General features: G+C 52.0%; 25 protein-coding genes and 3 pseudogenes. 15 read left to right on the forward strand and 13 right to left on the reverse strand.

All coding sequences use genetic code 11. The features are described 5' to 3' along the window. Positions 1–248: 248 nt before the first annotated feature. The 11 genes and pseudogenes from IPI63_RS10980 to IPI63_RS11030 all read right to left on the reverse strand — a co-directional run bounded on the left by IPI63_RS10980 (position 249) and on the right by IPI63_RS11030 (position 9,994). Positions 249–1,802, reverse strand: coding sequence for an MBL fold metallo-hydrolase (locus IPI63_RS10980; RefSeq protein WP_292478417.1), 1,554 nt, complete (start codon positions 1,800–1,802; stop codon positions 249–251). A gap of 15 nt (positions 1,803–1,817) precedes the next feature. After that, positions 1,818–1,982 (reverse strand): hypothetical protein, encoded by a 165-nt coding sequence (locus IPI63_RS10985; protein WP_292478418.1) that lies wholly within the window; start codon positions 1,980–1,982, stop codon positions 1,818–1,820. A 121-nt stretch (positions 1,983–2,103) separates the two neighbouring features. Beyond that, a complete protein-coding gene (locus IPI63_RS10990; RefSeq protein ID WP_292478419.1) occupies positions 2,104–2,364 on the reverse strand; it encodes a type II toxin-antitoxin system mRNA interferase toxin, RelE/StbE family in 261 nt (86 codons plus the stop codon). Positions 2,365–2,369: 5 nt separating this feature from the next. Beyond that, complete coding sequence (locus tag IPI63_RS10995) at positions 2,370–2,534, reverse strand: hypothetical protein (RefSeq protein WP_292478420.1); 165 nt, start codon at positions 2,532–2,534, stop codon at positions 2,370–2,372. A gap of 59 nt (positions 2,535–2,593) precedes the next feature. Then, positions 2,594–3,028, reverse strand: a pseudogene (locus IPI63_RS13020) (restriction endonuclease); the annotation flags it as partial. Positions 3,029–3,464: 436 nt separating this feature from the next. Then, positions 3,465–3,722 carry a winged helix-turn-helix domain-containing protein gene (locus IPI63_RS13025; protein ID WP_366851058.1) on the reverse strand — a complete coding sequence of 86 codons (258 nt, stop codon included), beginning with the start codon at positions 3,720–3,722 and terminating at the stop codon, positions 3,465–3,467. A gap of 89 nt (positions 3,723–3,811) precedes the next feature. Beyond that, entirely contained in the window at positions 3,812–4,255 is a 444-nt protein-coding gene (locus tag IPI63_RS11010; RefSeq protein WP_366851060.1) for a PIN domain-containing protein, read from the reverse strand. Further along, the gene (locus IPI63_RS11015; protein ID WP_292478423.1) at positions 4,243–4,533 is read right to left on the reverse strand and encodes a hypothetical protein; all 291 of its coding nucleotides are present in this window, start codon (positions 4,531–4,533) and stop codon (positions 4,243–4,245) included. The genes IPI63_RS11010 and IPI63_RS11015 overlap by 13 nt, the downstream gene beginning before the upstream one ends. Positions 4,534–4,949: 416 nt before the next feature. Then, a pseudogene (locus IPI63_RS13030) lies at positions 4,950–5,359 on the reverse strand (restriction endonuclease); the annotation flags it as partial. Between the two features lie 398 nt (positions 5,360–5,757). Beyond that, a complete protein-coding gene (locus IPI63_RS11025; RefSeq protein ID WP_292478426.1) occupies positions 5,758–6,888 on the reverse strand; it encodes a hypothetical protein in 1,131 nt (376 codons plus the stop codon). A 19-nt stretch (positions 6,889–6,907) separates the two neighbouring features. Then, a complete protein-coding gene (locus IPI63_RS11030) occupies positions 6,908–9,994 on the reverse strand; it encodes an Eco57I restriction-modification methylase domain-containing protein (RefSeq protein ID WP_292478427.1) in 3,087 nt (1,028 codons plus the stop codon). Positions 9,995–10,090: 96 nt separating this feature from the next. Between IPI63_RS11030 and IPI63_RS11035 the strand changes: the two genes are divergently transcribed. Then, positions 10,091–10,402, forward strand: a complete 312-nt coding sequence (locus tag IPI63_RS11035) for a hypothetical protein (protein WP_292478429.1) — start codon at positions 10,091–10,093, stop codon at positions 10,400–10,402. Positions 10,403–10,418: 16 nt separating this feature from the next. Here IPI63_RS11035 and IPI63_RS11040 read toward each other — a convergent pair whose 3' ends face one another. Continuing rightward, positions 10,419–10,631 (reverse strand): hypothetical protein, encoded by a 213-nt coding sequence (locus IPI63_RS11040; RefSeq protein WP_292478430.1) that lies wholly within the window; start codon positions 10,629–10,631, stop codon positions 10,419–10,421. A gap of 152 nt (positions 10,632–10,783) precedes the next feature. On the opposite strand from IPI63_RS11040, the gene IPI63_RS11045 reads away from it, so the two are divergent. The 8 genes and pseudogenes from IPI63_RS11045 to IPI63_RS11080 all read left to right on the forward strand — a co-directional run bounded on the left by IPI63_RS11045 (position 10,784) and on the right by IPI63_RS11080 (position 18,790). Then, on the forward strand, positions 10,784–12,214 hold the full coding sequence (locus IPI63_RS11045; protein WP_292478431.1) for an MFS transporter: 1,431 nt from the start codon (positions 10,784–10,786) through the stop codon (positions 12,212–12,214). Between the two features lie 195 nt (positions 12,215–12,409). Beyond that, complete coding sequence (locus tag IPI63_RS11050) at positions 12,410–13,714, forward strand: phenylacetate--CoA ligase family protein (protein WP_214065696.1); 1,305 nt, start codon at positions 12,410–12,412, stop codon at positions 13,712–13,714. 68 nt (positions 13,715–13,782) lie between these two features. Continuing rightward, positions 13,783–14,217, forward strand: coding sequence for an ACT domain-containing protein (locus IPI63_RS11055; protein WP_214065697.1), 435 nt, complete (start codon positions 13,783–13,785; stop codon positions 14,215–14,217). 108 nt (positions 14,218–14,325) lie between these two features. Next, positions 14,326–15,418 (forward strand): annotated as a pseudogene (locus tag IPI63_RS11060) (IS1 family transposase). 80 nt (positions 15,419–15,498) lie between these two features. Continuing rightward, the gene (locus tag IPI63_RS11065) at positions 15,499–17,169 is read left to right on the forward strand and encodes a 2-oxoacid:acceptor oxidoreductase subunit alpha (RefSeq protein ID WP_292478433.1); all 1,671 of its coding nucleotides are present in this window, start codon (positions 15,499–15,501) and stop codon (positions 17,167–17,169) included. Further along, entirely contained in the window at positions 17,166–18,017 is an 852-nt protein-coding gene (locus tag IPI63_RS11070) for a thiamine pyrophosphate-dependent enzyme (protein ID WP_214080494.1), read from the forward strand. The genes IPI63_RS11065 and IPI63_RS11070 overlap by 4 nt, the downstream gene beginning before the upstream one ends. A gap of 35 nt (positions 18,018–18,052) precedes the next feature. Further along, positions 18,053–18,214 carry a rubredoxin gene (rd, locus tag IPI63_RS11075; protein ID WP_292478435.1) on the forward strand — a complete coding sequence of 54 codons (162 nt, stop codon included), beginning with the start codon at positions 18,053–18,055 and terminating at the stop codon, positions 18,212–18,214. A gap of 54 nt (positions 18,215–18,268) precedes the next feature. Beyond that, on the forward strand, positions 18,269–18,790 hold the full coding sequence (locus IPI63_RS11080; protein ID WP_214065684.1) for a ferritin: 522 nt from the start codon (positions 18,269–18,271) through the stop codon (positions 18,788–18,790). A 72-nt stretch (positions 18,791–18,862) separates the two neighbouring features. Here the strand turns inward: IPI63_RS11080 and IPI63_RS11085 are convergent, their stop codons facing one another. Then, positions 18,863–19,300, reverse strand: coding sequence for a hypothetical protein (locus IPI63_RS11085; protein ID WP_214065685.1), 438 nt, complete (start codon positions 19,298–19,300; stop codon positions 18,863–18,865). Between the two features lie 84 nt (positions 19,301–19,384). On the opposite strand from IPI63_RS11085, the gene tgt reads away from it, so the two are divergent. The 6 genes from tgt to IPI63_RS11115 all read left to right on the forward strand — a co-directional run bounded on the left by tgt (position 19,385) and on the right by IPI63_RS11115 (position 24,899). Beyond that, positions 19,385–20,746 (forward strand): tRNA guanosine(34) transglycosylase Tgt, encoded by a 1,362-nt coding sequence (gene tgt / locus IPI63_RS11090; RefSeq protein WP_214080495.1) that lies wholly within the window; start codon positions 19,385–19,387, stop codon positions 20,744–20,746. Positions 20,747–20,826: 80 nt separating this feature from the next. Beyond that, positions 20,827–21,570 (forward strand): VUT family protein, encoded by a 744-nt coding sequence (locus tag IPI63_RS11095; RefSeq protein ID WP_292478438.1) that lies wholly within the window; start codon positions 20,827–20,829, stop codon positions 21,568–21,570. A 194-nt stretch (positions 21,571–21,764) separates the two neighbouring features. Next, positions 21,765–22,619 (forward strand): bifunctional 2-polyprenyl-6-hydroxyphenol methylase/3-demethylubiquinol 3-O-methyltransferase UbiG, encoded by an 855-nt coding sequence (locus IPI63_RS11100; RefSeq protein WP_292478440.1) that lies wholly within the window; start codon positions 21,765–21,767, stop codon positions 22,617–22,619. A gap of 321 nt (positions 22,620–22,940) precedes the next feature. Beyond that, a complete protein-coding gene (locus tag IPI63_RS11105; protein ID WP_292478442.1) occupies positions 22,941–23,573 on the forward strand; it encodes a tetratricopeptide repeat protein in 633 nt (210 codons plus the stop codon). Positions 23,574–23,599: 26 nt separating this feature from the next. Beyond that, positions 23,600–24,169, forward strand: coding sequence for a tetratricopeptide repeat protein (locus IPI63_RS11110; RefSeq protein ID WP_292478444.1), 570 nt, complete (start codon positions 23,600–23,602; stop codon positions 24,167–24,169). A gap of 109 nt (positions 24,170–24,278) precedes the next feature. Further along, complete coding sequence (locus IPI63_RS11115; RefSeq protein WP_292478446.1) at positions 24,279–24,899, forward strand: hypothetical protein; 621 nt, start codon at positions 24,279–24,281, stop codon at positions 24,897–24,899. Positions 24,900–24,914 lie beyond the last annotated feature (15 nt).

Below are 24,914 nucleotides of genomic sequence, written 5' to 3' on the forward strand. Positions count from 1 at the left end.
AGGCTTGGATACAATCGAGGTGAGCCGTTGATTGGATCGAGACATATCTGATATGATATTCTCCAGCTGGGGAGCATCTCCCTTCGATCGGATTCGGTTTTATTGAAATGGTGGTAGAGTGCATCTTCCCTCTCTGATCCCAAATGCTATTTATCATGCAGCTTACTTTTTTTGGCGCATTGTCTGATGTGGCCAGCAATTTGCTTATCCAAGAATAATGGGGAAACCAAGAAAGTCGTACCCTGTTCTCAGAAGTCATATGCTATCCCTTCATCTGCCAATTTTACATTCTCAAAATTTTTGACAAACCACTCTCTTGATTCTGTATGAATTGGAACTAAATAATCTGGATCTACTTGATCAATAATCCATTTAAGATCCTCGCAAGATACATGGCCAGAAGCATGAAATCGCTTATCAAAGGTTGGATAGTAATTACCACCATCTTTTTTCTCCACAGAAAACCCAACCGGATCTATCTTGAAATGATCCAGCCAATGCCAAAGCCGCACGAAATCGATCTCCATTTCCTCGCTGAACGCTTCGCAAGCAGAGTAGATGTAAGTGCCGCCATTCGGTTTTATATCGAGAAGATGTTTCATATCGAAGAATGAAAAGCAGAGAATAAAGTTATCGGGATTCTCTCGTATCGTTTCATGGTTAACATATTGATCAAAGAATATCGGTTGAACTACTTCTTGCTCCCACTTTCGCGACTTATTTCCAACCTCACTGTATACCCGCAAGGAATTCATTTTGCCTGCATTATCGATGCAAGCAAGAGCCTGGAGCATGTAAATGTCCTTAGCTAACACTACAAGCTCTCTGCCCATCTTCTCTGCAATATTTTGGAAGGATTCAAGACGCTCAAAGTTCCGGGCGGAGAAATCTGCGATAATAAGGCCTGACGCAGACTCTACCTCGTCTCTGCAAGCTTCACATACGGACTTCTCTGATGTTATTTCGTTATCTGGTGAATCATTCCGCCCGGCACGAGTTCCCTCTGTGATGAAGACAGATGCGTCTTTTGCCTTTTTAACAAAATCGCGAGTTGCGTCTCCATTCCTCCCGTGTAGCCTGAAGTCTCCTGTATATGCTACTGTAGTGTCTCCTTGCAGGATATAAGCGGTTGCCCCAAAGATGGAGTGATCCACAGGATGTGCTGAGATCTCGAATGGGTAGGCGTTATTATCATAGAAGCTGCATGTTCCAGGCTCCAATTTCTTTGCTCTCCTGCCGTCTTGTCCTGGCTTTCTTGATAGAAAGTTGGTCAACTCCTCGGATGGCTCCTTGGTGCAGCAGAAGTCTCTGCCCTGGTAGTTCATAGTGGCAACTGAAGAAAGATACAAACCCATCTCATCGGACGGCTGCCTGGGAGAAAAATAAGCTGTCTCTGCTTCTAAGGATGTGCTGGCGGTATCCTGCATTCCTTTCATGATGGCTATGGTTTCCGGCGAAGCTACAACAGGAATATCTTTTCGAAGCATTCCGATGTTTCCGCAGTGATCCATATGGGCATGAGAGAGGAGAACAGCGGCAACATTTAATGAGGGGTATTGGCTGATAGAAAGGTCGCTGGGAATGAGGTCCTGTCGATAGATATTGAGCTTAGGCACGAGGTCTAGATAAATGAGGTCATGGATACCGCGAGTATCACGGTTCTTTAGGAACTCTTCGTAGAAGGCTCCATACTTCCCGAAGTTTTTCCCAAAATCCAGAAAAACTCCTTTACCTTTTTCTTCAAGATAGAGCTTGTTTCCTCCTATGCCATTGGCTCCGTCATAAACCGTAAGTGATACCACTTTGTTTCCTCCTGATTACTTCGTGCTGTCTTCAACTATCTTTTTTTCATCCTCCGTCAGCCCATAAAGCTCATAGACCAGGGCGTCTATCTGCCTGTCGGTGGCCTCGATCTGCCGCTGGAGGGCGATCTCGTCATGGGGGGTGCGGGCCTCATGGAGCTGCTTGTGAAGGGCGAGCATCCGATCCACCAGGGAGACCAGCGGATCGTGGCGGGCGACATCGGCGGAATCGGTGCGATCAATTGATGAATTTAAAGATTACAGAATCTGCTTAATATTTGATGCATGCTCTCACTATATCTCATATTTCATAAGCATAATCATGATGATCAAAATTGACAAACCAGATTTCTGTGCCAACTGTTTTATAAATAACGATCCAATTTCCCACATGGCAACTCCGATAACCGGCTAAACTCTGGCTTAAAGTCTCTCCGATTTCGGGATTTTCCAGGATATCTCTGATCTTCTTTTGCACCCTATCCTTCAGGTCTCGGTTCTTCTTGGTCAGGCGCTTGAAGTTCTTATCGAAGCGGGGTGATGAACGCGGAATGTACGCCATCGAACCTAAAGTTTCTCTAGATGATCTATAAACTCATCTGCATTGCGAAATCGCTTTCCTAAACCTGCTCTGATCTCAGACTCTCCCTCCAGGGTGCCTGCCACTATTCTTGGATTCTCCTCTGGCGGTACTGCTTTCTTTCCAGGCATCTCGGCAACTTTCGCATTCATCTATCTAATCTTCAATCCAATTCGTTAAGCATTTTTCGGTGCTGATGCTAAGGGCTCCACTATGATTCCTCTTCAAAATGGTCCGCATCCAGCCTGTTGATCTCATAGGTCACCTCAACAGTCACACCAATCCCATAGTCTATCATAAGCTCTGCAAGCTTCTCCCCGTCGATCAGCACGATCTTCTTCTCGATCCTGGTGACATAATCGAGTGCATCCAGGCTAAATTGGGATGTCGTGATCAGCACACCTTTTCTGGTTTTATCCCTATCCCCCTCCAGGCTGCCGGCAAAGGCCTGCACCACCTCTCTGCCACAGTGGCCTTTCATCTATTGGCCTGCAGATAGATGTCCTCCAAACCGAGCCGGTCCTCTTTGATGATGCCATCGATTCCGCCATCGCCGCTTCCACCCGCTTCCCCCCGCTTCTCCGGCGTCCTTGAGAGAGTCGCCATAGCCCATGGCCACCAACAGCTCCACCACCAGATGCTCAAAAAGGAATATTTTAATGCAAAAATTCTCCCGGCGGGCTCAGGCCAAGCTTGAACTGAGCTTAAAGAAATTCAAGCCGTTATTATGGCTAATTAAATCAACGCAAGCTATTTTTTTACTGGGAGACGCGAGTCGGGCTCCGGCCCTCCCGCGCTAGTGCCCTGGGCCCCTCAACGCCGGGGTGGCTTGGATACAATTGAGGCCGGCCGTTGATGGGTGTCGATATACTGGAAATAATATTCTCCAGCCGGGCCAGGTGAAGATGAAGGCTTGCCCAAAGTCCAGTCCATCGCCCTTATTCTTCCATCGGCAGGGTCGTGTCCACCACCTGGCCTACCTGCCACTCTTGGCTTGTGTGTCCACCACACCTCCCCCGGCGGGGATCGTACTTCAGGTGAGATACTGTGCCTTTGGAAGAACAGATTTCTGCTACGGCATCTCATGATCTCTCGTGGGGTTCGAGCTGCATCGATGCCTGGATCATCGTGATTCTCACTTTGTCTTGATGGCCGGCGAAACTGGCAGAATTCTGGGTCGCCATTTCAAGATATCTCGCCTTTCTCAGGTTGACGTTGGCCCAGGCGATGCGGTTGTCAAACCGGGTCTGTCTTCCGCTGGGGAGCATCTCCCTTCGATCGGATTCGGTTATACTGAAATGGCGGGTGAGGGCATCTTTTGCCTCTCTTTGGTTGTGCAGGCCTTCTGGAGATGCTTATTGAGGGTGAGCATTCGATCCACCAGGGAGACTAGCGAATCGTGGTCAGCAGATTCCTTGACTTCGGGATTTTATGTGCCTATCACTTCAAGAAAATCTACTCGCTTGAAATCAGAATCGAAGGTTGCTATCTTGGCTATCTCGTGATATTTGCATGAAGCTGCAATTGCTGCATCTGCGGGCAATAGTTTGTAATTCCTTATCATATCGAGAATCATGGCTGGATCACCAGGAGGTGATATAACCCCTATTTGCATACTTTCTAAAAACGAAACCAATCCCTCTAAGAAATTAATTGATTCCTCATTCAGCCCTTTCTTTAGCTCGTCTCGAAGCTTGAAACCCCTGCAGCCATATATGATAGATAGGCCTACATAAGCTGATTCCTCGAAAATTCCCACTGTAATAAACATCTCTTCTTCTTTCAGAAGCTCGAATGCCGACCTTGCTTGACCTATTTTTTCAGAACGGTTTAGAATGGTTATTATTATATTGGTATCGATCAGTACAGCCAGTTGTCTTCCTCCAGATCTAAAATCTCTTCAGATGTAAGCGATTTGCTTGGCTTTAATATGCCTATATAGCTCTCCAGAATTGTCATCCTATCTTTTTTAAGACGTCTCTCTGCATTCTTCATGTCTCTCAATGACTCCGAAGCGATTTCTTTCTTAAGCTCCGGTTTTTTCATAAGAAGAGCCTCGATAGCATCAGATATAACTTCCTCTCTGGAGCTGTAGCGCTTTGATCTGATTAATGATTTTATCTCGTCTTCGGTGGAAGCCACAGTGATCAATTCTAGGTTAATGATTTAAAGGTATTTCAAACTATCTTAAAGGTAATCTGGATTGAGCTAGCAGACAACGGATATTATGTAGCGCCCTTTTGGCCGTGCGGGCCTCCATGCTCCCATAACACCGCGTCCGCGAGGAACAAACTATGCTGCTTTGCTCTTTATTCCTGGGCTGATTCGGATAATATCCAGACAGAATCGCCCTGAAGGGCAAATGCTCTAATCCAGTTCAACCGTATGCAACTAAAGTATCCGAAGCCCGCCTGGTGTCCAGCCTGCTGATACCAGCAGCGTACGAGGCCCCGAAGGGCAATCTCGCGGGCGTTCAGTAGGAATGTGCTGAAGTTAATGCTGAAAACCGAGCAATGTGTGAGGAGGCACATTGATTGTCTTCTTTCTGCCTGACCTGCGACGCCAGATCATAATTCCTCCTCAAAGTAGTCTGCATCCAGCCGTTTGATCTCATAGCTCACGTCAGAGGCCACGCCAATCCCATAGTCTATCTGCAAGCTTTTCCCCGTCGATCAGCACGATCTTCTTCTCGATCCTGGTAACGTAATCCAGTGCATCCGCTGAATTGGGATGTGGTGATCAGCACCCCTTTTCTGGCTCTATGCCCCTCCAGGCTGCCAGCAAAGGCCTGCACCACCTGCCTGCCAACAGTTACCTACCATCTCCTGGCCTGCAGATAGATGGCATCCGAACCGAGCCGCTCCTCTTTGATGATGCCATCGATTCTGCCATCGCCGCTTCCCCCCACCGCCTCTCCAGCATCTTTGCGAGAGCCTCCATAGCCTGTAGCCAGCAGCGCCACCACAAGATGCTCAAAGAGTAATATTCTAATGCAAAAATTCTCCAGGCGGGCTGAGACAATAGTTTAAACACCAGGCTGCTATATGACTAATTCAAAACCACACAGATTGTTTTTTACTGGGCGCCGCGAGTCGGGCCTCCGGCCCTCCCGCGGGAGCGCTCTGGGCCCCTCAACGCCGGGGAGGCTTGGATACAAACAAGGGAGGCCGTTAATGGGTATTGATATATTGGAGATAATATTCTCCAGCCGGGCCGAATTGAACTGTGGTCTCGCCCGTAGATCCAGTCCATCGTCCTTATTCTTCCACCAGTAGCGAACTGTAGCAGTGGCAGCATGAAGCTCTGATAATCAGGAACTGCCATTATCATACCTCATGATTTGAATAAGTTATTCTTGAGGACATGCAAACCTTCTTATTTACCGTCAATTGATCCAAAATCCTCACTAAAATTCTCTGCAATCCTGGTTATCCTTTCCAGGATTAACTCAATTACATCATTGGCCTTATCAAGCGTCTGGATATCTAATGTCGAGGTGAGAGTTTTCTTGCCGGTTTCCTTGAAAATGCCCGTGGACAATAATTGCCGACGCAGATCTTCCGCTAATTTTTCTGATATTGGGAGTTGGGCGAAATAGAAATAGAATGCGCCCTTTGGTGAACAATATATTACGCTTGCATACTTATTGAAAAAAGGAAAATACTTCCGCACAGAAAAGCCTGTTTTGGCCCAGTAAATCGAAAATATCTTTTCATTCGCCTGCTCTATCACCTTTTGGAAAAATGGTGCAAATTCACTCGGACATTTTTCCATGAATCCTTTTTCAGTGAGAACAGCTCCCTTTGCAGGCTTCTTATCCACAGGGCTCATTCCTATAACTCTGGGCACCATTGCCTTTTGTCCTTCTCCAAGATACTGCTTGATCTCGACAATAAGCACCTCAACATCCTTCATCTGCCTATTGAGAAATTCCACCAATCTTCGCAGTTCCTTTGGAGGATTATCGGTAACAAAAAGTAGCCTAACTTTATCGAATCGAAGATTTTCCTCAACCTGTTTCCAATACTCCTCAACATCGCCCTCATCTGAACCGAGCAGCCGCTTTATCTCCTCGTCAAGAGATTTGCTGCGATTGCCCGCCGTTTCAGCTGCAGCTTGACGGAGCCGGTCAATGCTCCAATACTCGATTCCGTTGGCAGCATAGTCGAGCATTTGGGCCACAATCTCCCTGCGAGCCTGTGTATTCGAAGATCGCTTGCACTCAACGAACGTGGGTATTCCATCCTGATCAAGGAATAAATGATCCAGACTCCAGCGATCAGCTTCAGCAATACCACCTGGTACTCCCAATTCGCGCGTGACAAGCAACCATTGGCGAGGATTCTCTGGATCTATCTGGTCCCCGGGCAAAAGATCAGGATAGCGAGCAAGCAAAATCTGCAGGTTTTCTTCAGTTACGAAAGGTGTCTCAACCATTTGCATCAGCCGATCTCCGTCATCATCCACAAGAAATATTTTTGCATTACTCATCTTGCATCCTCTCATTAATCTAAACTTTTAGATCTCATCTGGCTTGAGATTGTACCCCTTCCACAATCCTGATCTCCTCCTCCGTCAGCCCATAAAGCTCATAGACCAGAGCATCTATCTGCCTGTCGGTGGCCTCGATCTGCCGCTGGAGGGCGATCTCGTCATGGGGGGTGCGGGCCTCCTGGAGCTGCTTGTGAAGGGCGAGCATTCGCTCCACCAGGGAGACTAGCGAATCGTGGCGGGCGACATCGGCGGGGTCTGAAAAATCGATGGTGCGGATGGGTATTTGCGAAACATACATCGGCTTGTACTCAAAGTAGCCTCCCTGTTTAGTGGAGGAGATTGAATGGATAATGATATCCGCCACTTTTGAACTTAATATACCCAATAGATAAAGATCATCTGTGGGAATGATCGAAGTCTTATCGTTTGAGTAAATTCCCAATCGATCATAGGCATAAGATGCCGTTCTCACAATGGCAGGAACTATAATTTTTGGCTTTTCAAACTCTTCGTAGTAGTTAATCGTATCCTGAATTTCGTACCACTTATATGCTCCTGGTTTTCTTCCACTCCATGCTCCGCCCTTCCAGTCTTTTGGCCTTGGCTGGAGCCTCTGCTTGAATTGACTCAGGTATTTCTTGATTGCCGGATAATCATCAATGCTTATTCCGTGCCTGGTGAAAATCAGATACTTATCACCGATTGGTTGTCGGTATCTCTTGATATCCCTGCCTGCCAGGAAGGGCTTGATCAGCTCAGCGCTCTTCGGATCTTCCGCTATCAGTCGCTCTCGTGTTTGGGCATCGATTACAAAGGCTTCATTGAGGCCAGTCTTGATGCCATAGTAGATCTTTCCCCCAACATACTCGCCCAGGGGCACGCCCTTACCCTTCAGCTTGTCCAGCAGGGCCTGTGTGGCTTCATCTGCCAGCGACCAGCCGGAATCATCAAGAGTCAATTGATTAACTTTGTAGCTGTTCTCATTGACGTATTCGCCCAAATCATTGAATCCCAATGTCTTGACCTGCGTTGCCTGGAAGCTCGCCTGAGGTGGCCTCCTGACAATGCGTATTATGCATGGATAGGTGGTCGCCCCAAGGAATACGGGCAGATCTCCAAAATCGATTATCTCCTCAATGCACTGCTCTTTTAGCCATCTCCTCAAGGGCAGGCCGTAGTTCGCTCTCATCCACTTGTTGGCCACGATGTAAGAGAAGATGCCCCCTTCCAAAAGGAGAGAGACGCCACGCTCCATGAAGTATGCATACAGGTCTGCCGTCCCCTGATAGACCTGGAAATGCTTCTGGAAATAGCCTTTGAACTCTCCTAAACTCTCCTGCCGGACATAAGGCGGATTGCCTATCACCACATCAAATCCGCCCCTGGAGAATACCTCCGGATACTCCGCTCTCCAGTCAAAGGGATTGATCCTCTCGATCTCCTTCTGCCCCAGATTCGGATTGTCCTCCAGGATGTCCCAGCCGATCAATGAATTGCCGCACTTGATATTCCTGCTCAAATCCGGCAGCGCCCTCTCCGAAAAGAGGGTGAGCTGCTTGGAGATCGTCTCCTCATTCTCCCCCTCCAGCACCTTCAGGAGAAGCGAGAGCTTGGTCACCTCCACCGCCTGGCGGTCGATGTCCACTCCATAGATGTTGTTCAGGAGAATCCTCTTCTTCTCGGCGGTGGTCAGCCTCCACTCCCCGCCCCGGCCCTGAAAGATGGGCAGCTCCGGCCCCTTCTCCTTCTTCCTGCCCTTACTCGCCCCCTCATTTCCCGGCAGCATATGCCTTATCTGGACGGACGAGGGCCGAAATCCGCTCTGCAGCAACGGCACAAGCTTCTGCCCGTACCACTCTCTATGCCAGTCCAGAAGATGCTGGTAGGCCACAATCAGAAAGGAGCCCGAGCCGCAGGCCGGATCAAGGACGCTGATCTTCGACGCATCGGAGGGCGTCTTATCCTCCAGGGCCGGGCCCAGTGTGTTTTTCACAATATAGTCCACGATATAGGACGGGGTGTACTTGACCCCGCCCGCTTTTTTCACCTCGGGCTTGTCCTCCACCACCGCCCGGTGGCCGTCGGTGAGGCGAATGACCTTTCCTAAAAACTGTTCATAGACCTGGCCTAAGATCTCCGCCGGCAGGACAGAGAACTCATAAGGGCTGTCCGGATAGTAGAGCCGCCGGATAATGTCTTTTAAAGGTTTGTCATCGATATTCAGCCGCAGGCTGAGGGTATCCGGATTCTCCCTACCCTCCTCCTTCTCGAAATGGAAGATGCTTGAATTATAGCGCTCGTCCGCCCGCCTGAACAGCTCACAGAGCCTGGGGTAGACCCTCTCCCCTGAGAGGAGGTCCTCCATCTTCATCAACTTCTCAATTCCCCGGTCCTCACAGATCCGCAGGAAGATGATGCGGTTGACAGTCGCCTGGACGACATAGTTGAGGTCTTTGGTGTCAAGCTCCGGATTTCGCAGGGCGATATTCCTGGCCAGGACCTCCCTCCAGCCGGCGATCTCCTCCAGGAAGGCAGAGTCCACCTGGGCGGTTCCTCTCTTTCCCCTTTTATCTTGAGCATACCTGTCAAAAGAGCCCTTGAGGATGGCGTTCTTGGAGAATATGGCCTCGATCTCGTCCCACTGCTCCAGGTAGTCTTCGTAGGTCAGATAGAGTATCCGCCCTTTGGAGGGCTTATCCCTTTTATCCGGCTTTATGGTGCAGTCGTAGACCGAGAACTCCTCGAAGTCAGTGAGAATGGACAGGGGCAGCTTTGCCGTCCAGGCATAGCGCCGCAGCTGGAAGGCGGGGTAGATGTCCTCTTTTATGTCCACCGAGGGCTTCTTGGTCTCCAAAAAGAACTTGCGCTGGCCGCCGATGCGAAAAGAGTAATCCGGAGCCCTGGTGGTGCCGCCCACCTTGATGGCGTCCTCGTGGATCACATCCTTGTAGGCCTCGGCAAATCCCTGCTCGTTATCGATATCCCAGCCCAGGGCCTTGAAGAAAGGATCGACAAACTCCCTTCGCACCTGGGTCTCATTGTAGTGCCCTGATTTGTAGGCATCTCGATTATTCTGGAACCTCTCCACAAGCTGGACGATCTCTTTGGGTGCCGGCAAATCAGTCTCCCTCAAATGCCCCAACTACCTCACCCACAAAAAACCTTTTGGTTGCGCTTCCGAAGAAATGCACTATTTTGGCTCCTTTGAGTCGAGATGAAGGCCGGTGTGCTCAAAGGCCAGCTCCCCCCCCAGCCCTTCGCCCGCGGCACCGATCCGGTGAAGATGCTCTGGCTCAGATCAGGGTCAACACTCTGCTCATTATCTCCGGCTATGCGCTTCCCAGCAGGATCTGCGAGAGCGGCCGGCACTTACAGCTCTCAGGCTGATGCCTTAGAGGAGCTTTATGAGCAGGCCCAGAGGACGGGAGCAGAGGCGGAGTATGCGGAGGAGTATGTGGAGGAGTATGTGGAGGAGTATGTGTTCCTTCGTACTATTGGCAGCGTGGGGGCGATACTGCGCCATTGAAGGACTCTTCGATCCACTACCTCAATCCAATGGACCGGCAAAAATCGCTATAGGACCGGCCCTTGATGGCCAGGTGCATGAATATGCCTGACCATGCCCATACCGCCAGGGCAAAGACAATGGTGAACATGAGAAAGAATGTCATCATGATCAACAGGCCGAGGATGAAGAGCAGAATGGATATGGCAGCATACTTCAGGCGGGTGATTCTATCTACCTTTTCATACATCTGTTCTCCTGAATGGGAGATTGCAGGCTATCAACTTTACGGAATCCTCCCCATTCCCATCAAACATCCCATCCATTCGGGGCTTGATGGGAAAGGTGATTTAAGCCCTTGATGCAAGGCCATTCTGTATGGGATCGGGCTCTGCGGATTTGATGGATGAACATCAGGATAAAGAGAATGAATCAAGCAGCAAGGATCGCTACTTCGTCTTGCTCTTGGTCTTGACGGGCGTCTTTATGTCCGTTCTCGATGGCTCTGTGGTCAGCATCGCCCTGCCCACCATCACCCAGTACTTCCATGTGAGCATCGCCCAGTCGCAGATGATCATGACCGGCTATCTGGTGACGATCACAAGCCTGCTATTGATATTCGGAAAGATGGCAGAGCGCATGGGAAAGGCGCGGCTCTTCTCCCTTGGAATCGCCATCTTCACCGCCAGCTCTCTGGCCTGCGGCATCTCCACCAGCCTGGAGATGCTGGTCTTATGCCGGATCTTCCAGGCCACAGGAGGGGCGATGATGTTCTCCATCAGCGCAGCCATAATTTTCCTCGCCTTCCCCAAGAGCGAGCAGGGCCGGGCCATGGGCTACATCGGATCGACAGTGGCAATAGGCAGCATCCTGGGGCCGACTCTGGGAGGATTCATCGTCGACCTACTGGGCTGGAGCTACATATTTCTCATCAATGTGCCCATAGGAATCGCTCAGATGCTCCTATCAGCCAAGTATCTGAAGATCGAGGAGAAGAGGTTGATAGGGCTGGAGGCGGACTGGATAGGGGCCCTGACCCTGATCACCCTTATCGTCTCTCTGATGGCATTTCTCGGCCAGCTCTCATATGGCCTTGCCCCGACCCCGGCCATGCTCCTCTTGGCCCTGATCTTTGTCCTTTCCCTGATCGGATTCATCATCAACGAGTCCAGGGAGAAGGCTCCCCTGCTGGACCTCTCCATCTTCCGGTATCCCATGTTTGTCCTGCCCAGCATCAGTCTGATGCTCTATTTTGTGGCCAACCTGATGGTCTCAGTTCTCGGGCCGTTCTACTTTGAAGGGGTGAGAGGCTACACAGCCTCCCAGGTGGGACTGATCTATCTCATCATCCCCGCGATCACCGTCTTCGGAGCGCCCCTGGCCGGGATCGTATACGACAGGCATCAGTTCAGATACCTGGCCGCCCTGGGAATGTCGATCATGTCCCTTGCCATGATCATGCTCGGATACCTGGCCTCCAGTATGACGACCGATATCCGGCTGCTTTTGACCTGCTTTGTCTTCATGGGATTGGGCGGGGCATTCTTCCAAAGCCCCAACAACACCGAGCTGATGAGGGCCCTGCCCATCTCCAAGATCAACATCGCCTCCAGCTTCACCGCTACCATCAGAAACCTGGGAATGGCCCTGGGAGTCTCCCTATCCGGCCTTTTGGTCTCAATGCAGATGGCCCAGTCAGGCTACTATGGAAGCATATCCGAGGCCTCGCCCCTGATCCTCGCGAGCAGCATCAGTGATGTGATGATGATCGCCGGAGGCTTATGCTTCATGGGCGCCACTGCAGCCGTATACAGGGGGATGAGATCAGAATGATTCTCAGGCCAGGGGCCTTTGAGACTGAAGCCATTTCCAATATCGGTCTTCAGCCCCCGTCCAGTTGATCGCTCAACTGTTTCCGATTGCCAGGAGAGATGCAGCCCGGCAATCGCAAAATTCGCCTGGTCATGAGAGGAGATCATCGATTCCTTTTTATCCGCCCTTGCCCTCATCCAATCAGGTTGATCATCAATGTCTGGTTACTGGGACCCTCATATTGAGCGCATGCCCCTGGAGAACCTTCATTCCCTCCAGGAGGACAGGCTCAAGTCCGTAGTGCGCTACGTCTATGACCACTCCGCTTTCTACCGGCAGAGGTTCAAGGAGGCCAACATCATGCCAGAGGATATCAAGAGCCTGGCAGATGTGACCAAGCTGCCCTTCACCAGGAAGGCAGATCTACGGGACAACTATCCCACAGGCATGTTCAGCGCCCCTAAGAACCAGTTGGTGCGCTACCATGTATCCAGCGGCACCACAGGCAAGCCCACAGTGGTCGGCTACACCAGGGGCGATATCGAGACCTGGTCGGAGTCCCTGGCCAGAGCCCTGACCTCCCTGGGCCTTTCCCGTGATGATGTGGTTCAGGTGGGATACGGCTACGGCCTTTTCACCGGCGGCCTGGGGCTGCATTATGGTGCAGAGCGCATTGGTGCTGCCGTCCTGCCCGTGGGCACCGGCAACACTGAACGCCAGATCGAGCTGATGCAGGATCTGGGCACCACCGCTATTGCCTGCACCCCATCTTACTTCCTGCACATGATGGAGGTGGCGGAGAGGATGGGCGTCTCCATCAAGAATGATACCCGTCTCAGGGTGGGCATATTCGGGGCGGAGCCGTGGTCCATAGAGACCAGGGAGAGGATCGAGAGCAATACGGGGATTGATGCCTATGACATCTACGGGACGAGCGAGATCTCCGGACCTTTATTCACTGAGTGCCAGGCGAAGAATGGTATTCACGTCTGGGGAGATATGTTCCTGACTGAGGTGGTGGATCCGAACACCGGCGAGCCAGTGGCCGAGGGAGAGAGGGGGGAGCTGGTGTTCACCACATTGCACAAGTTCGCCCTACCCCTCATCCGTTATAGAATTGGTGACCTCTCTGCAATAAGCTGGGAGGCCTGTGAGTGCGGCCGCACCCACCCGCGGATCATGAAGATCATGGGCCGGACGGATGATATGCTCATCATCAGGGGCATCAATGTCTTCCCCAGCCAGGTGGAGTCGGTGCTGATGAGTATTCCCGAGGTGGGGGATCACTGGGAGATAGTCGTCGACCGCAAGGGACCTTTGGATATGATGACTGTGCGAGTGGAGCTGACTGAGTCCGGCTTCTCCGATAAGATCGGCGACCTGATGAGGCTGGAGAATAAGGTCTCCAAGGAGCTGAAAGGGGTGCTGAACATAGCGGCAGAGGTGGAGCTGGTCGAGCCCGGAACCATCCCCCGCTCCATGGGCAAGGCCAAGAGAGTGACTGACAACAGAAAGGTTTAGGATACATTCTGATTCATTTGGAATAGAGGTCATGATAGTTTAGGATAAGGTTTGGGAGGTTACTGGAGATGTCAGAGATAAAGCAGATTTCGCTCTTTGTGGAGAACCGGCCGGGACGGACGGCCAAGGTTGCCAAGACGCTATCGGATGCCGGGGTGAACATCCGCGCCCTAACCATCGCCGAGGCGGGCGATTTCGGTGTCATCCGCATGGTCCTGGATGATGCCGAGAAGGGATATAAGGTCCTGAAGGAGAACGCCTTTACGGTCTCCATGACCGATGTCCTGGCAGTGGAGATGAAGGATCAGCCCGGTGGGCTTTATGAGATCGTCAATACCCTGGGAGAGAACGATGTGAATGTGGATTATGCCTATGCCTTCGTCACGGCAAAGGCGCAGAGGGCCATGCTCATCCTGCGGGTGGACGATATCGCCAAGGCCCGCAAGGTTCTGGATGATAAGAAGATCAAGATCGCCACCAAAGAGGAGATCCAGGCGATCTGAGATCCTGGATTCATATTTTTTTTGTCAGGCTTCATATTTCGGTCGTGAATCTACAATCGGCTGTTATTTATATAACCTATTCCTATATGCTACATGGGGTGTAGCAAAATGGGCAAAAGAGGTCCAAAGCCTCGATTCTTGGATGTAGCATGCCCGAATGAGCAGTGCAATCTATTTGGAATTGCTGGGAAAGGAAACGTCACTGTGTACGGAACTTACAAGATAAGCTCCGGCAAGGTCAGGAAATATATTTGCCACACATGTGGTACCAGATTCTGTGATAGAACTAACACTGCATTCTATGACACAAGAACAAACGAAGAAAAGATCAAGCTGGCTCTAAAAATGGCCATGCGTGGAATGAGTGTCTTAGGAATAGCTGAGATCCTTGAGTCAAAACCATCTACTGTAAGCACTTGGATCTCGAAAGCAGCAAAGCATAGTGAAAAAGTCAATGAAGTTGTCTTGAAGGATGTAGAGACCCCAAAGGTAGAGATGGACGAGGCATGGACTTTTGTGGGGAAAAACACTACCCAGAGAAGGTGAATACGAAGATAAAGGAACTTGGATCTGGATAAGCATGGCTGCAAATTGCAGGTTGGTGCTTTCACATGTTATCGGTGAGCGATCTCAGGAAAATGCAGATCAGCTCGTTTCAAATACTGCCAAAAGACTCAGATCAATGCCGCTCTTTGTGACAGATGGATTAAGACTATATGCAGCAGCTCTTCGAAAGCAATATGGAAAACTACAGCCGTTCGCACCAACAGGCAAGCGAGGGCGACCTCGAAGTCCTAAATTAATCGTAGATGAACTATTACAATATGCTCAAGTCATTAAAATGAGGGTCAACGGTAGACTAAAAAAAGTGGTCAAAGAGAATCATATTTGGCAAAGATATAGACCACAAAATGATATCTACCAGCTACATTGAACGGCAAAACCTGACATGCAGACAAGATAATAACCGCATATCAAGGAAAACCATAGGTTTCTCTAAGGAGACTGCAGAATTGAATAACCAAATGACCCTATATTTCGCGCACTTCAACTACTGCCGAAAGCATCGTGCTCTAAAATATAGAAATGAGATGGGCATAACGAAGTTCAATAGTCCCGCAAGCAAGCTGGCTTAATCGATCATGTCTGGAGCTTGCAGGAACTCTTGACTTTTCCATATTACAAAACTCAAACCCATTAGAGGCTCACGACCGATGCGAGGGCTTTATATGATCAAAGACAATTACAGATGTGATAGATGAGGGAAATAGGGAGGATCAGATGGAAGAGTTTTCAGTTCTCATCGGCGGCATCGCCGGTGATGGCATAAACGAGGCCGGGCAGACAGCCGCCCGGCTCATGAGCCGCCAAGGCTATCGCATCTTCATGTACTATGACTATCCCTCGCTGATCAGGGGCGGGCATAACTTCTCAATAGTCCGGGCCTCGTCAGAGAGGACTGGGGCCTGCAGGGATGAGGTGGACCTGCTCATTGCCCTCAATCAGGATACCCTGGATAGACATGCCAGCCGCCTCAAGGAGGATTCGATCATCATTTACGATGCCGATAAGGTCAAAGATAAGGTTCCGGGAGAGAGGAGTTGCGCCATTCCCGTAACAGAGATCCTGAAGGAGGAGCAAGCTCTGCCGGTGATGAAGAATAGCTGCATTCTGGGGTCCTTCTGCCGGTCCACGGGCATAGGCTGGCCGGTCATGGAAGAGGTCTTGAGAAAGCATATCCCAAAGAGGACGGAGCTGAACCTGAAGGTCGCCCGGAGGGGATATGATGCTGCCAGCGAGTTCTGCAGGATCGATAAGCTGGCGGGCAGTCCGGAGCCCATCGCCTCCGGCAATCAGGCCATCAGCCTGGGCCTGATCCGGGCGGGCCTTGAGGCCTATGTGGCCTATCCCATGACCCCCTCCTCATCCATCTTAGACAGTATGGCCCACTGGGCAGAGGAGTTCGGCCTGAAGGTGCTTCATCCGGAGAGCGAGATCGCTGTGATCCTCATGGCAGAGGGATTCGCCTATGCCGGGCGGCGATCAGCAGTGGGAACCTCGGGAGGAGGATTCTGTCTCATGACCGAGGCCCTCAGCCTGGCAGGGATGGCTGAGATCCCCCTGGTCATCGTCATGGTCCAGCGGACTGGCCCCTCCACCGGCCTTCCCACCTATACTGCTCAAGGCGACCTGAATTTCGTTATCAATGCCGGTCAGGGGGAGTTTCCCAGGCTGGTGGTGGCTCCCGGCGATGCCGAGGACGCCTACCTCTGGTCTGCCGCCGCCCTGAACCTGGCCTGGAGGTATCAGGTTCCCGCCTTCATCCTCTCGGACAAGATCGTCAGCGAGAGCCTGTACAGCCTCCCCTCAGACCTTGTCGCAAAGGCTGAGCCTCCCGCAGCGCCACTGCTCTGGGATGGGCAGGGGATCTACCATCGCTACCGCCACTCCGGTAATGGGGTCTCCCCCCTGGCCTATCCCCCTCAGAGGGGGCAGGTGATAAAGGTGGACAGCTACGGCCATGATGCTGCAGGCATCACCACTGAGGAGGCGCAGATAACCAGAGAGATGAGCGAGAAGAGAAGGCTTAAGGCCCTCTCTTTGGCAGCGGAGCTGCAGGGGTACGAGACGGTAGCGCTCTTCGGGAAGGAGGAGGGGAAGACATGCCTATTGTTCTGGGGCTCGAACAAGGGGGTATGCAAAGAGGTGGCAGAGAGAAGGGGACTGAGGGCAGTTCAGATGCTGGTTCTCTGGCCGTTCCCTGAGAAGAGAATGAGAGAGGTCCTTCAGGGCGTGGAGAGGCTGATTGCTGTGGAGTGCAACTGCACCGGCCAGATGGCGGCTTTATGCCGCCAGCATGGCATCGATGCAGACGATCTTATCCTGAAGTATGATGGCCGCCCCTTCTCCCCGAAGGATCTTGAGCTCGAGCTGGAGAGGAGGGGAGCATGAAGCCCCAGGATCTATCCACTGCCGCCCGCAATACCTGGTGTCCGGGCTGTGGGAACTTCTCCATTCTGAATGCCATAAAGGCAGTTCTGGCCGGCATGGATGAGGAGGGCTATCCCATAGAGAATACAGTGCTGGTATCGGGCATCGGCTGCCACGGCAAGATCGTGGACTATCTGAATGTGAACAGCTTCTACTCCATTCACGGCCGGACCATTCCCGTGGCCACGGGCATGAAGCTTGCCAACCCCGATCTGAATGTGATCTGCTTCTCTGGAGATGGAGATAGCCTGGCAGAGGGCATAGGCCATCTGATCTTTGCTGCCAAGAGGAACATCGATATAACCCTGATCCTGCATGACAACCGGGTCTACGGCCTGACCACCGGCCAGTATACCCCCACCTCACCGCCTGGATTCAAGGGCAAGTCCACTCCAGCCGGATCTATCGAGCAGCCCGTTAACCCCCTGGATCTGATGCTCTCTGCCGGGGCCACCTTCGTTGCCCGGGGCTACTCCCACGGGATCGATCAGCTCCAAAGCCTCTTCAAAGAGGCAATAATGCATAAGGGCTTCTCCCTTGTGGATGTCTTGCAGGTCTGCGTCTCTTACTTCAATATGTATGAGAGCTACAATAAAAGAACCTACACTGTGGAGGGAAATGATATCACCAGCCTGGCGGAGGCCAAAAAGATTGCAAGAAGTTGGAACTACAATGATCTAAACTCTCCGATACCCCTGGGCAAGTTCTATCAGGTTGATGCACCTCGGTTCGATCAGGCCTTCAGCGGGACGGGGCCGCTCATGGCAAGAGAGGATAAGATCAGCTCCAAGCTGGAAAGTTTCATCTAGCTAGAGGCGGAAAAGAGAGGAATGGTGAGGAAGATATGGATAAATACGTATGCACTGTCTGCGGATATATCTACGACCCGGAGAAGGGAGACCCGACCTCTGGCATAGCTCCAGGCACCTCATTTGAGGATCTGCCCGATGACTGGACCTGCCCGGAATGCGGCGTTGGGAAGGAAATGTTCAATAAGGTGGAGTGAGGGCGGGAGAGTGAGACTGCAGCTTGGGCTGCTTTGAGCTTGGAGGATCAAATCATGCTCAGCGAGAGGATGAATGAGGCCCTGAATGTGCAGGCAAACCGGGAGCTGTACTCCTCGTACCTGTACCTTTCCATGTCCTACTACTTCCGGTCCACCGGATTTGAGGGGTTCGCCGGCTGGATGAGGGTTCAGGCAGGAGAGGAGCTGGTTCATACCATGAAGCTCCTTGACTACATTGCCGCCTCGGGGGGCAGGGCGAAGATGCTGGCGGTGGAGGCACCTCAGCAGAGCTGGGAGTCGCCCCAGCAGGCATTTCAGCATGTCTGGGATCATGAGCGGGCGGTGACCAGGATGATTCATGAGCTGGTTGCAGTGGCAGAGAGCGAATCGGATGCTGCGACCAGAGGCTTCCTGCAGTGGTATGTGGACGAGCAGGTGGAGGAGGAGGAGTCCTCAGATGATGTCCTGAAGAGGGTGCTGGCCGCCGGGAGCGATCCCGCTGCCCTCAAGGCGGCGGATGAAGAGCTGGGCAAGAGGGGCTTCAGGTTTCCCCGAGGCTTTCAGATGTTTCCCTGATACAGAGATGATATGAGGCATCTTTTCAGCCTCAAATCAACATCTGGATCTTGATTCTTTTTTTCCCGGTATCTAGATCAGCCCAGGCTGATCGGCTGGAACGACCACATGCCACCGATCGTCTTCCAGGCCGTTGCCCCGGACATCGCCGGGCGAGCTATCCTTGGAATAGAGGTAGAGCGGCCAGTTTTTAAAGGTGGTCTGCTTTGAGCCATCGGCTCGCTCGATGACAGAGAAGTGGTATGGATTGAGGCTCTCAGGCAGGCTCAGGTTCTCGACATAGAAGGGCGGCCACATCTTCGCACACTCATCATCACAGGCGCTCATTCCATGGACATTGCTATCGTTCAGATAGTAGTATAGGGAAAACCCCGTCTCATTTACCAGGTAGCTTCCCAGGAACTTGTTCACAGAGATATTCACACTATAGCTCTCATCCTCTGCCAGTGCACCGATAGAGAGAAGAGATATGCACAGAAGCAGGAATGCAACCGTTCGACTCTTTGACATGTATAACACCTCCCCATCATAATTCATACTGATAATTAAGCCTGACGAATACATTAATGATATGTCAGAGGGATGCAGACCGGGATGAACGGATTTTCCTTTGAGATCCTGGATCGGGATCGAGAAAGCAGCGCCCGAGCAGGTCTGATAAGAACCCGGCGGGGTGATATCCCCACCCCCTATCTGGTTCCTGTGGCCACCCTGGCCAGCGTGCGCGCCCTGGGCTCAGATGATCTGGCCTCATTGGGAGTCTCCTGCGCCCTGGCCAATACCTATCATCTTCATCTGAAGCCCGGGGATGAGCTGATCCGCCGGCTGGGGGGGCTGCACCGGTTCATGGGATTCTCCGGGCCGCTCTTCACCGACTCGGGCGGCTTTCAGGCCTTCTCTTTGGGCTTTGGCAGGGAGCATAACATCGCCAAGATAGGCAATATATTTCCCCAGGAGCTGGACCCCACTCCTCAGAAGAGAGGCTCTCCGGCCATAGATGGCGAAGGAGAAAGCAGGATGGATCCTCTGGAGGGCGAGATTCCCAGATCAAATCACGGTGAAAGCTATACAGGAGCTGGGGAGAGGGGCGGGGTCGGAACCACAAGATCAGAGGGCAAGGAGCAGGAGAATGCCAGGAGGGAGAATCTGACCCTGATCACTGAAAAGGGAATATCCTTCAAGTCACCAGCCGATGGGAGCTGGCATTTCCTGGATGGGAAAAAGTCGATGCAGATCCAGTCCAATCTGGGTTCAGATATAATCATGGCCTTTGATGAGTGCACCTCTCCTCTCTCTGACTACGACTATACCAGAAGAGCGATGTACAGGACGCATGAATGGGCAGTGGAGTCCATCCATCACCATGACCGGAGCCAGGCCATATATGGCATAATTCAGGGGGGATGGTTTGAGGAGCTGAGGCGCATTAGCACCGACTTTGTCATCTCCCAGCCCTTTGACGGCATAGCCATAGGTGGATCTCTGGGCAACAGCAAGCAGGATATGCATCAGGTCCTCGACTGGACGGTCCCCAGGCTGGACGATCGACCCCGGCACCTCCTGGGGATTGGGGAGATAGATGACATCTTCGAGTGTGTGGCCAGGGGAATAGATACCTTCGACTGCGTATCCCCCACCAGGATCGCCCGCCGGGGGAGCCTCCTTCTCTCCCCCCAGTCCGGGGGATCGCGGCAGAACAAGTTCCGCCTGAACATCAAGTCCGCCCGGTTCAAGGAGGATGATCTGCCCATAGATCCTGCCTGCTCTTGCCCCACCTGCCGCAGGCATTCCCGAGCCTATCTCCGCCATCTGTACGTATCAGCAGAGCTCTCCTACTTCCGCCTGGCAACATTGCATAACCTCCATTTCATGCTCCGCCTCATGGAGAGCATAAGGGAGAGCATAAGAGCTGGCAGCTTCATGGAACTCAAAAATAAATGGTTGAGAAATGGTTGAGAAATGGTTGAGAAATGATCGAGAAATGATCGAGAAATGGTTGAGAAATGATCGAGAAATGATCGAGAAATGGCTGAGAAATGGCTGAAAGGGATTTAGCGGGAGAGATTCTGGAACGGAATGGATCCGGGCTTGCTGGAGGGTGGTGGAGGATCGATAAGACTCAGGCTACCATAATCCTCTGCGGCTTTTACCTCTTCTTCTCCCTGGCCGGCAACATCGCTGCCACCAAGGTCACATACTTCGGCAGCCTGGTGATGGATGCCGGGTTCATCTACTCTCTCACCTTCACCTGGCGGGACCTGATCCACAAGCAACTGGGGGAGAGGGCAGCCCTCACCACCATCTGGCTGGCGGCAGGCTTCAATCTAATTGCAGCTATGTATTTTCAGCTCGTGGTCCTCCTGCCCGCCCAGACCGATTGGGCAAGCAGCGGCGGACAGGCAGCCTGGGCCTTTCTCTTCGGGATTCTGGACCCCTCAGGCCAGGGGTGGCAGTCCCTATTTTCACTGCAGATGAGAATCGTCCTGGCCTCCATCCTCACTGCCCTCCTAGCTGAGCTGATCGATACCAGAGTCTATCGCATCTGGACCCAAGGAAAGCGGAGAGGCTGGCCCCAATGGACGCGGGTCTTCGCCTCCAATGCCGTCTCCATACCCTTGGATAGCCTCCTCTTTCCAGTAATCGCCTTCACAGGGATTGTGGGAGCAGAGGGGCTGATGCAGATGGTCTGGACCAATATCTTCGTCAAGGCGGCGATCACCCTTCTGGTCTTCTGGACCATCTACCTGGTCCCGGAAAAGCCGATCTATCAGGAAGGCTGACGCTGATCTGCATCAGTGATCGCTTCGCCCTCATCGATGCCATCTCTTTTTCATCGATACCATCCTTCTCGCCCTGATTGGCGTATTGGCCCCGAGCGCTGGCTATAATTCCCTAAAGCCCAATAGTGCCGGCCAGATGAGGCCTAATTCACCATTTCGTGCTACGGCCTGGATGAGCAGAGGATGCTGGTATTATGATCAACCCGGAGAAGGATATCGACTGGAATGAGATCTGGAAGAGCCAGATGAAGCAGAGCAGAGAATCAAGCCCAGGCAGGGATTGCGCCTGCATCTGGAACAGCCGGGATAGCGCTCTTAAATTCTGGAATATGTGCCAAAGGGAGCAGAGCCGGATTGAGAGAACCATCTGGGAGACAGAGATGACAGATAGATCTCGCATTCTGGATATCGGTGCCGGCCCCGGCACCCTGGCCATACCCTTCGCCAAAAAGGCAGCCCACGTAACTGCAGAGCCGGCAGATGGAATGTGCACAGTAATGAGAGAGAAGATGTCCGAGCACTCTGTCGAGAACATCGCCATCGTCCAGAAGCGCTGGGAGGAGGTGGATGTGGCCCATGATCTGGAGGCTCCATATGATGTGGTGATAGCCTCCTTCTCTTTGGGGATGTTCGACATCCGGGATGCTGTGGAGAAGATGATCCAGGCATCGTCAAGATACATTTATCTGTATCACTTCGCCGGGGAGACCTCCTGGAGCCGGCAGTGGAAGGAGCTATGGCCCAGGCTGCACGGCCGGGATTATATCTCCGGCCCGATGAGCGATGTGCTCTACAATGTGCTCTATCAGATGGGCATCTATCCCAATATCATCACCTTCCAGATGAGGCATGATCAGCGTTATCATACCCTGGAGGAGGCAGTTATTGAATTGGCACCCCAGGCCCGGGCAGAGACCGAAGAGCAGAAGGCTGTGCTGCGGGATTACCTCGAAAGGGCAATGAAATGGGAGGAGGGGGCTTTTGTGTTGCATGGCTCATCGACCCGGGTGAAGATGTGGTGGGAAAAGCAATCGGATGACAATAAATGAATGAGCGAAAATAAATGATTGAGTAAGTGAATGAACGAATAAGTGACCGGGAGAATAAGTGATTGAGCGAATAAGTGAATGAGAAAACCCCTTAAATTGACTCGCAGGCCGATGCAGAACGCCCCAACACCATGTCTTATATATCTCCGCCTCGAAGATATTGCCCTGGAATAGGAATGAGAGATGATCGAAAGGGAATGGAATGGGCATGGAACTGCAATCCTCCGAATTGCTCATCTCCCGTTCAGATCAATCAGCTGACAGTGGGGGATGCCTATTAAATCCGGTCTCGTCTGTATCATATCGATCGCTGTGGCGATAATGGCTTCGATCCCTGGCTCTGCCAGTGAAAAACATGAAGAGCAGACTGCCGAACATTGGAGCCGGCTGGGAGAGGAGTTGCTGAGAAATGGCTCATATTACGCTGCCTTGGAGTCCTTCAATCGGTCGATTCATCTGGATAGTGGGAATGCCACCACCTGGATGAGAACGGGCCAGGCATTGACCGGCCTGGGCATGTATGCCGAGGGGCTGGGGGCTTATGATCGATCAATAGAATTGGAGCCATCATTGGCCGAGGCCTGGTACCTCAAAGGCCTTCTTCTCAACCGGATGATGATGTTCAATGCCTCCATTGAGGCTTTCGAAAAGGCCACTGATCTGCAACCTGCAGGCGCTCTGCCCTGGTACAACAAAGGCCTCGCCCTGGCAAACCTCGGCCGCTACAACGAGTCCGCCATCGCCCTGGAGAAGGCCACTGAGCTGGATTGGGATCTTCCTGGGCCCTGGTATGCAAAAGCACTGGTGTTGACGGAGCTGGGACGAAATGACGAGGCTTTAGAGGCATTGAATAGAACAATTGAGATTGAGCCGGAGAACGAGGAGGCCTGGTACAATACGGGCCTGATACTCCTCAATGTCGGGAGATTGGGGGAGGCCCTCGGGGCCTTTTGACCGGGTGATAGAGCTGGACCCGGGGCATGCCAGAGCCCTGGATGGGCAGGGGGGAGATATACTCCGTGGAGGGAAGATTCGATGAATCAATAGCTGCCTATGACGGCGCCATTCAGGCAGCATCAAATGAATCTGAAGCCTGGGCAGGAAAAGCCCTGGCCTATCAGGGTCTGAATAATTACAGTGCATCCCTGATCATGATTGATAAAGCAATCGAGATCGATGGAGGGAATGCCAGATACTGGAGCAGCAAAGGCCTGATTTATAAAAAAATAGGCAATGACAGCGAGTCGGCTGCAGCCTTCAACAGAGCAGCTCAGATCGATCCAGACTGTGCATCATGCTGGAATCATCTGGGTCTGGCCCTTTACAGGCTGGGGAATTACACCGATGCATTAGATGCCTTCGAGAGGGCTATAGAGATCGATCCAGACTATCTTGATCCCTGGAACAATAAAGGGATCGCTCTGGTTAAAGGATTCGCCGATCTGGAAGAGGCAATCAGATGTTTTGATCAGGCCATAATGATCGATCCCGACCGGATGCAGGCTTATGTCAACAAAGCCAATATCCTCTACCTGAGAATCGCACTTTGAGGCAGATGAGGTCATGCAAAAGGCCAGAATGCTGGGCTATAAGGGCTGATTTGCAGATGCAATGCGCTTCCCAAAACAGCTTTATAATCATCCCGACCATTAAAAAGCTATGAGAGCCAATCATTTCCTTCTTCTTCTGGCCATCTTTCTATCTTTCGCAGGCCAGGCAAATGCATCGTACTGGTTTAAAGTGATCGATATCACACCAGTGGATATGCTGGCAGATAGCCAGTCCAACTTCACTGTATCGGTCAAGGGATTGGGCAGCGAAAGGGCCTATGTGGAGCTGGTCTTCAGGAATGTCTCCGAAGGGCTGACCATCATCTGCCCCAAGAAGATCCAGAACGTCTTTCCTCAGGGGGTGACTGAATATGACTGCATTGTGATGGCGGGAGATCTCGCCCCCGGCAACTATTCCTTTGTAGCGGATGTAGTCGCCGCCGGCGCCCCTTCCGGAAAGATGACCGGCTACGTCAATATAATGGGAGAAGATGGCAGTTATGCCGGCGAGACTGTGAGAGGGGATCAGGCAGCCCTGAGGGGAGCTGAAGAACTAAAAGAGGCTGAGGAACCTGAAAAAGCAGAGGAACCTGGAGAGGCCGGCGAGAATGCACCAGAGCCTGCTGCCCGGCCCATTGAGAGCGAGAAGAAGAGCCCCTGCTTCAGGGGCGCTGGCCGCAGGTCTCGCCCTATTCCTGGCCTCTTGGAGGATGAAAAGATAAAGATGTGAAGGGAGAGTGATCCA

The organism is Methanothrix sp. (assembly GCF_016706325.1).
Lineage (GTDB): Archaea > Halobacteriota > Methanosarcinia > Methanotrichales > Methanotrichaceae > Methanothrix.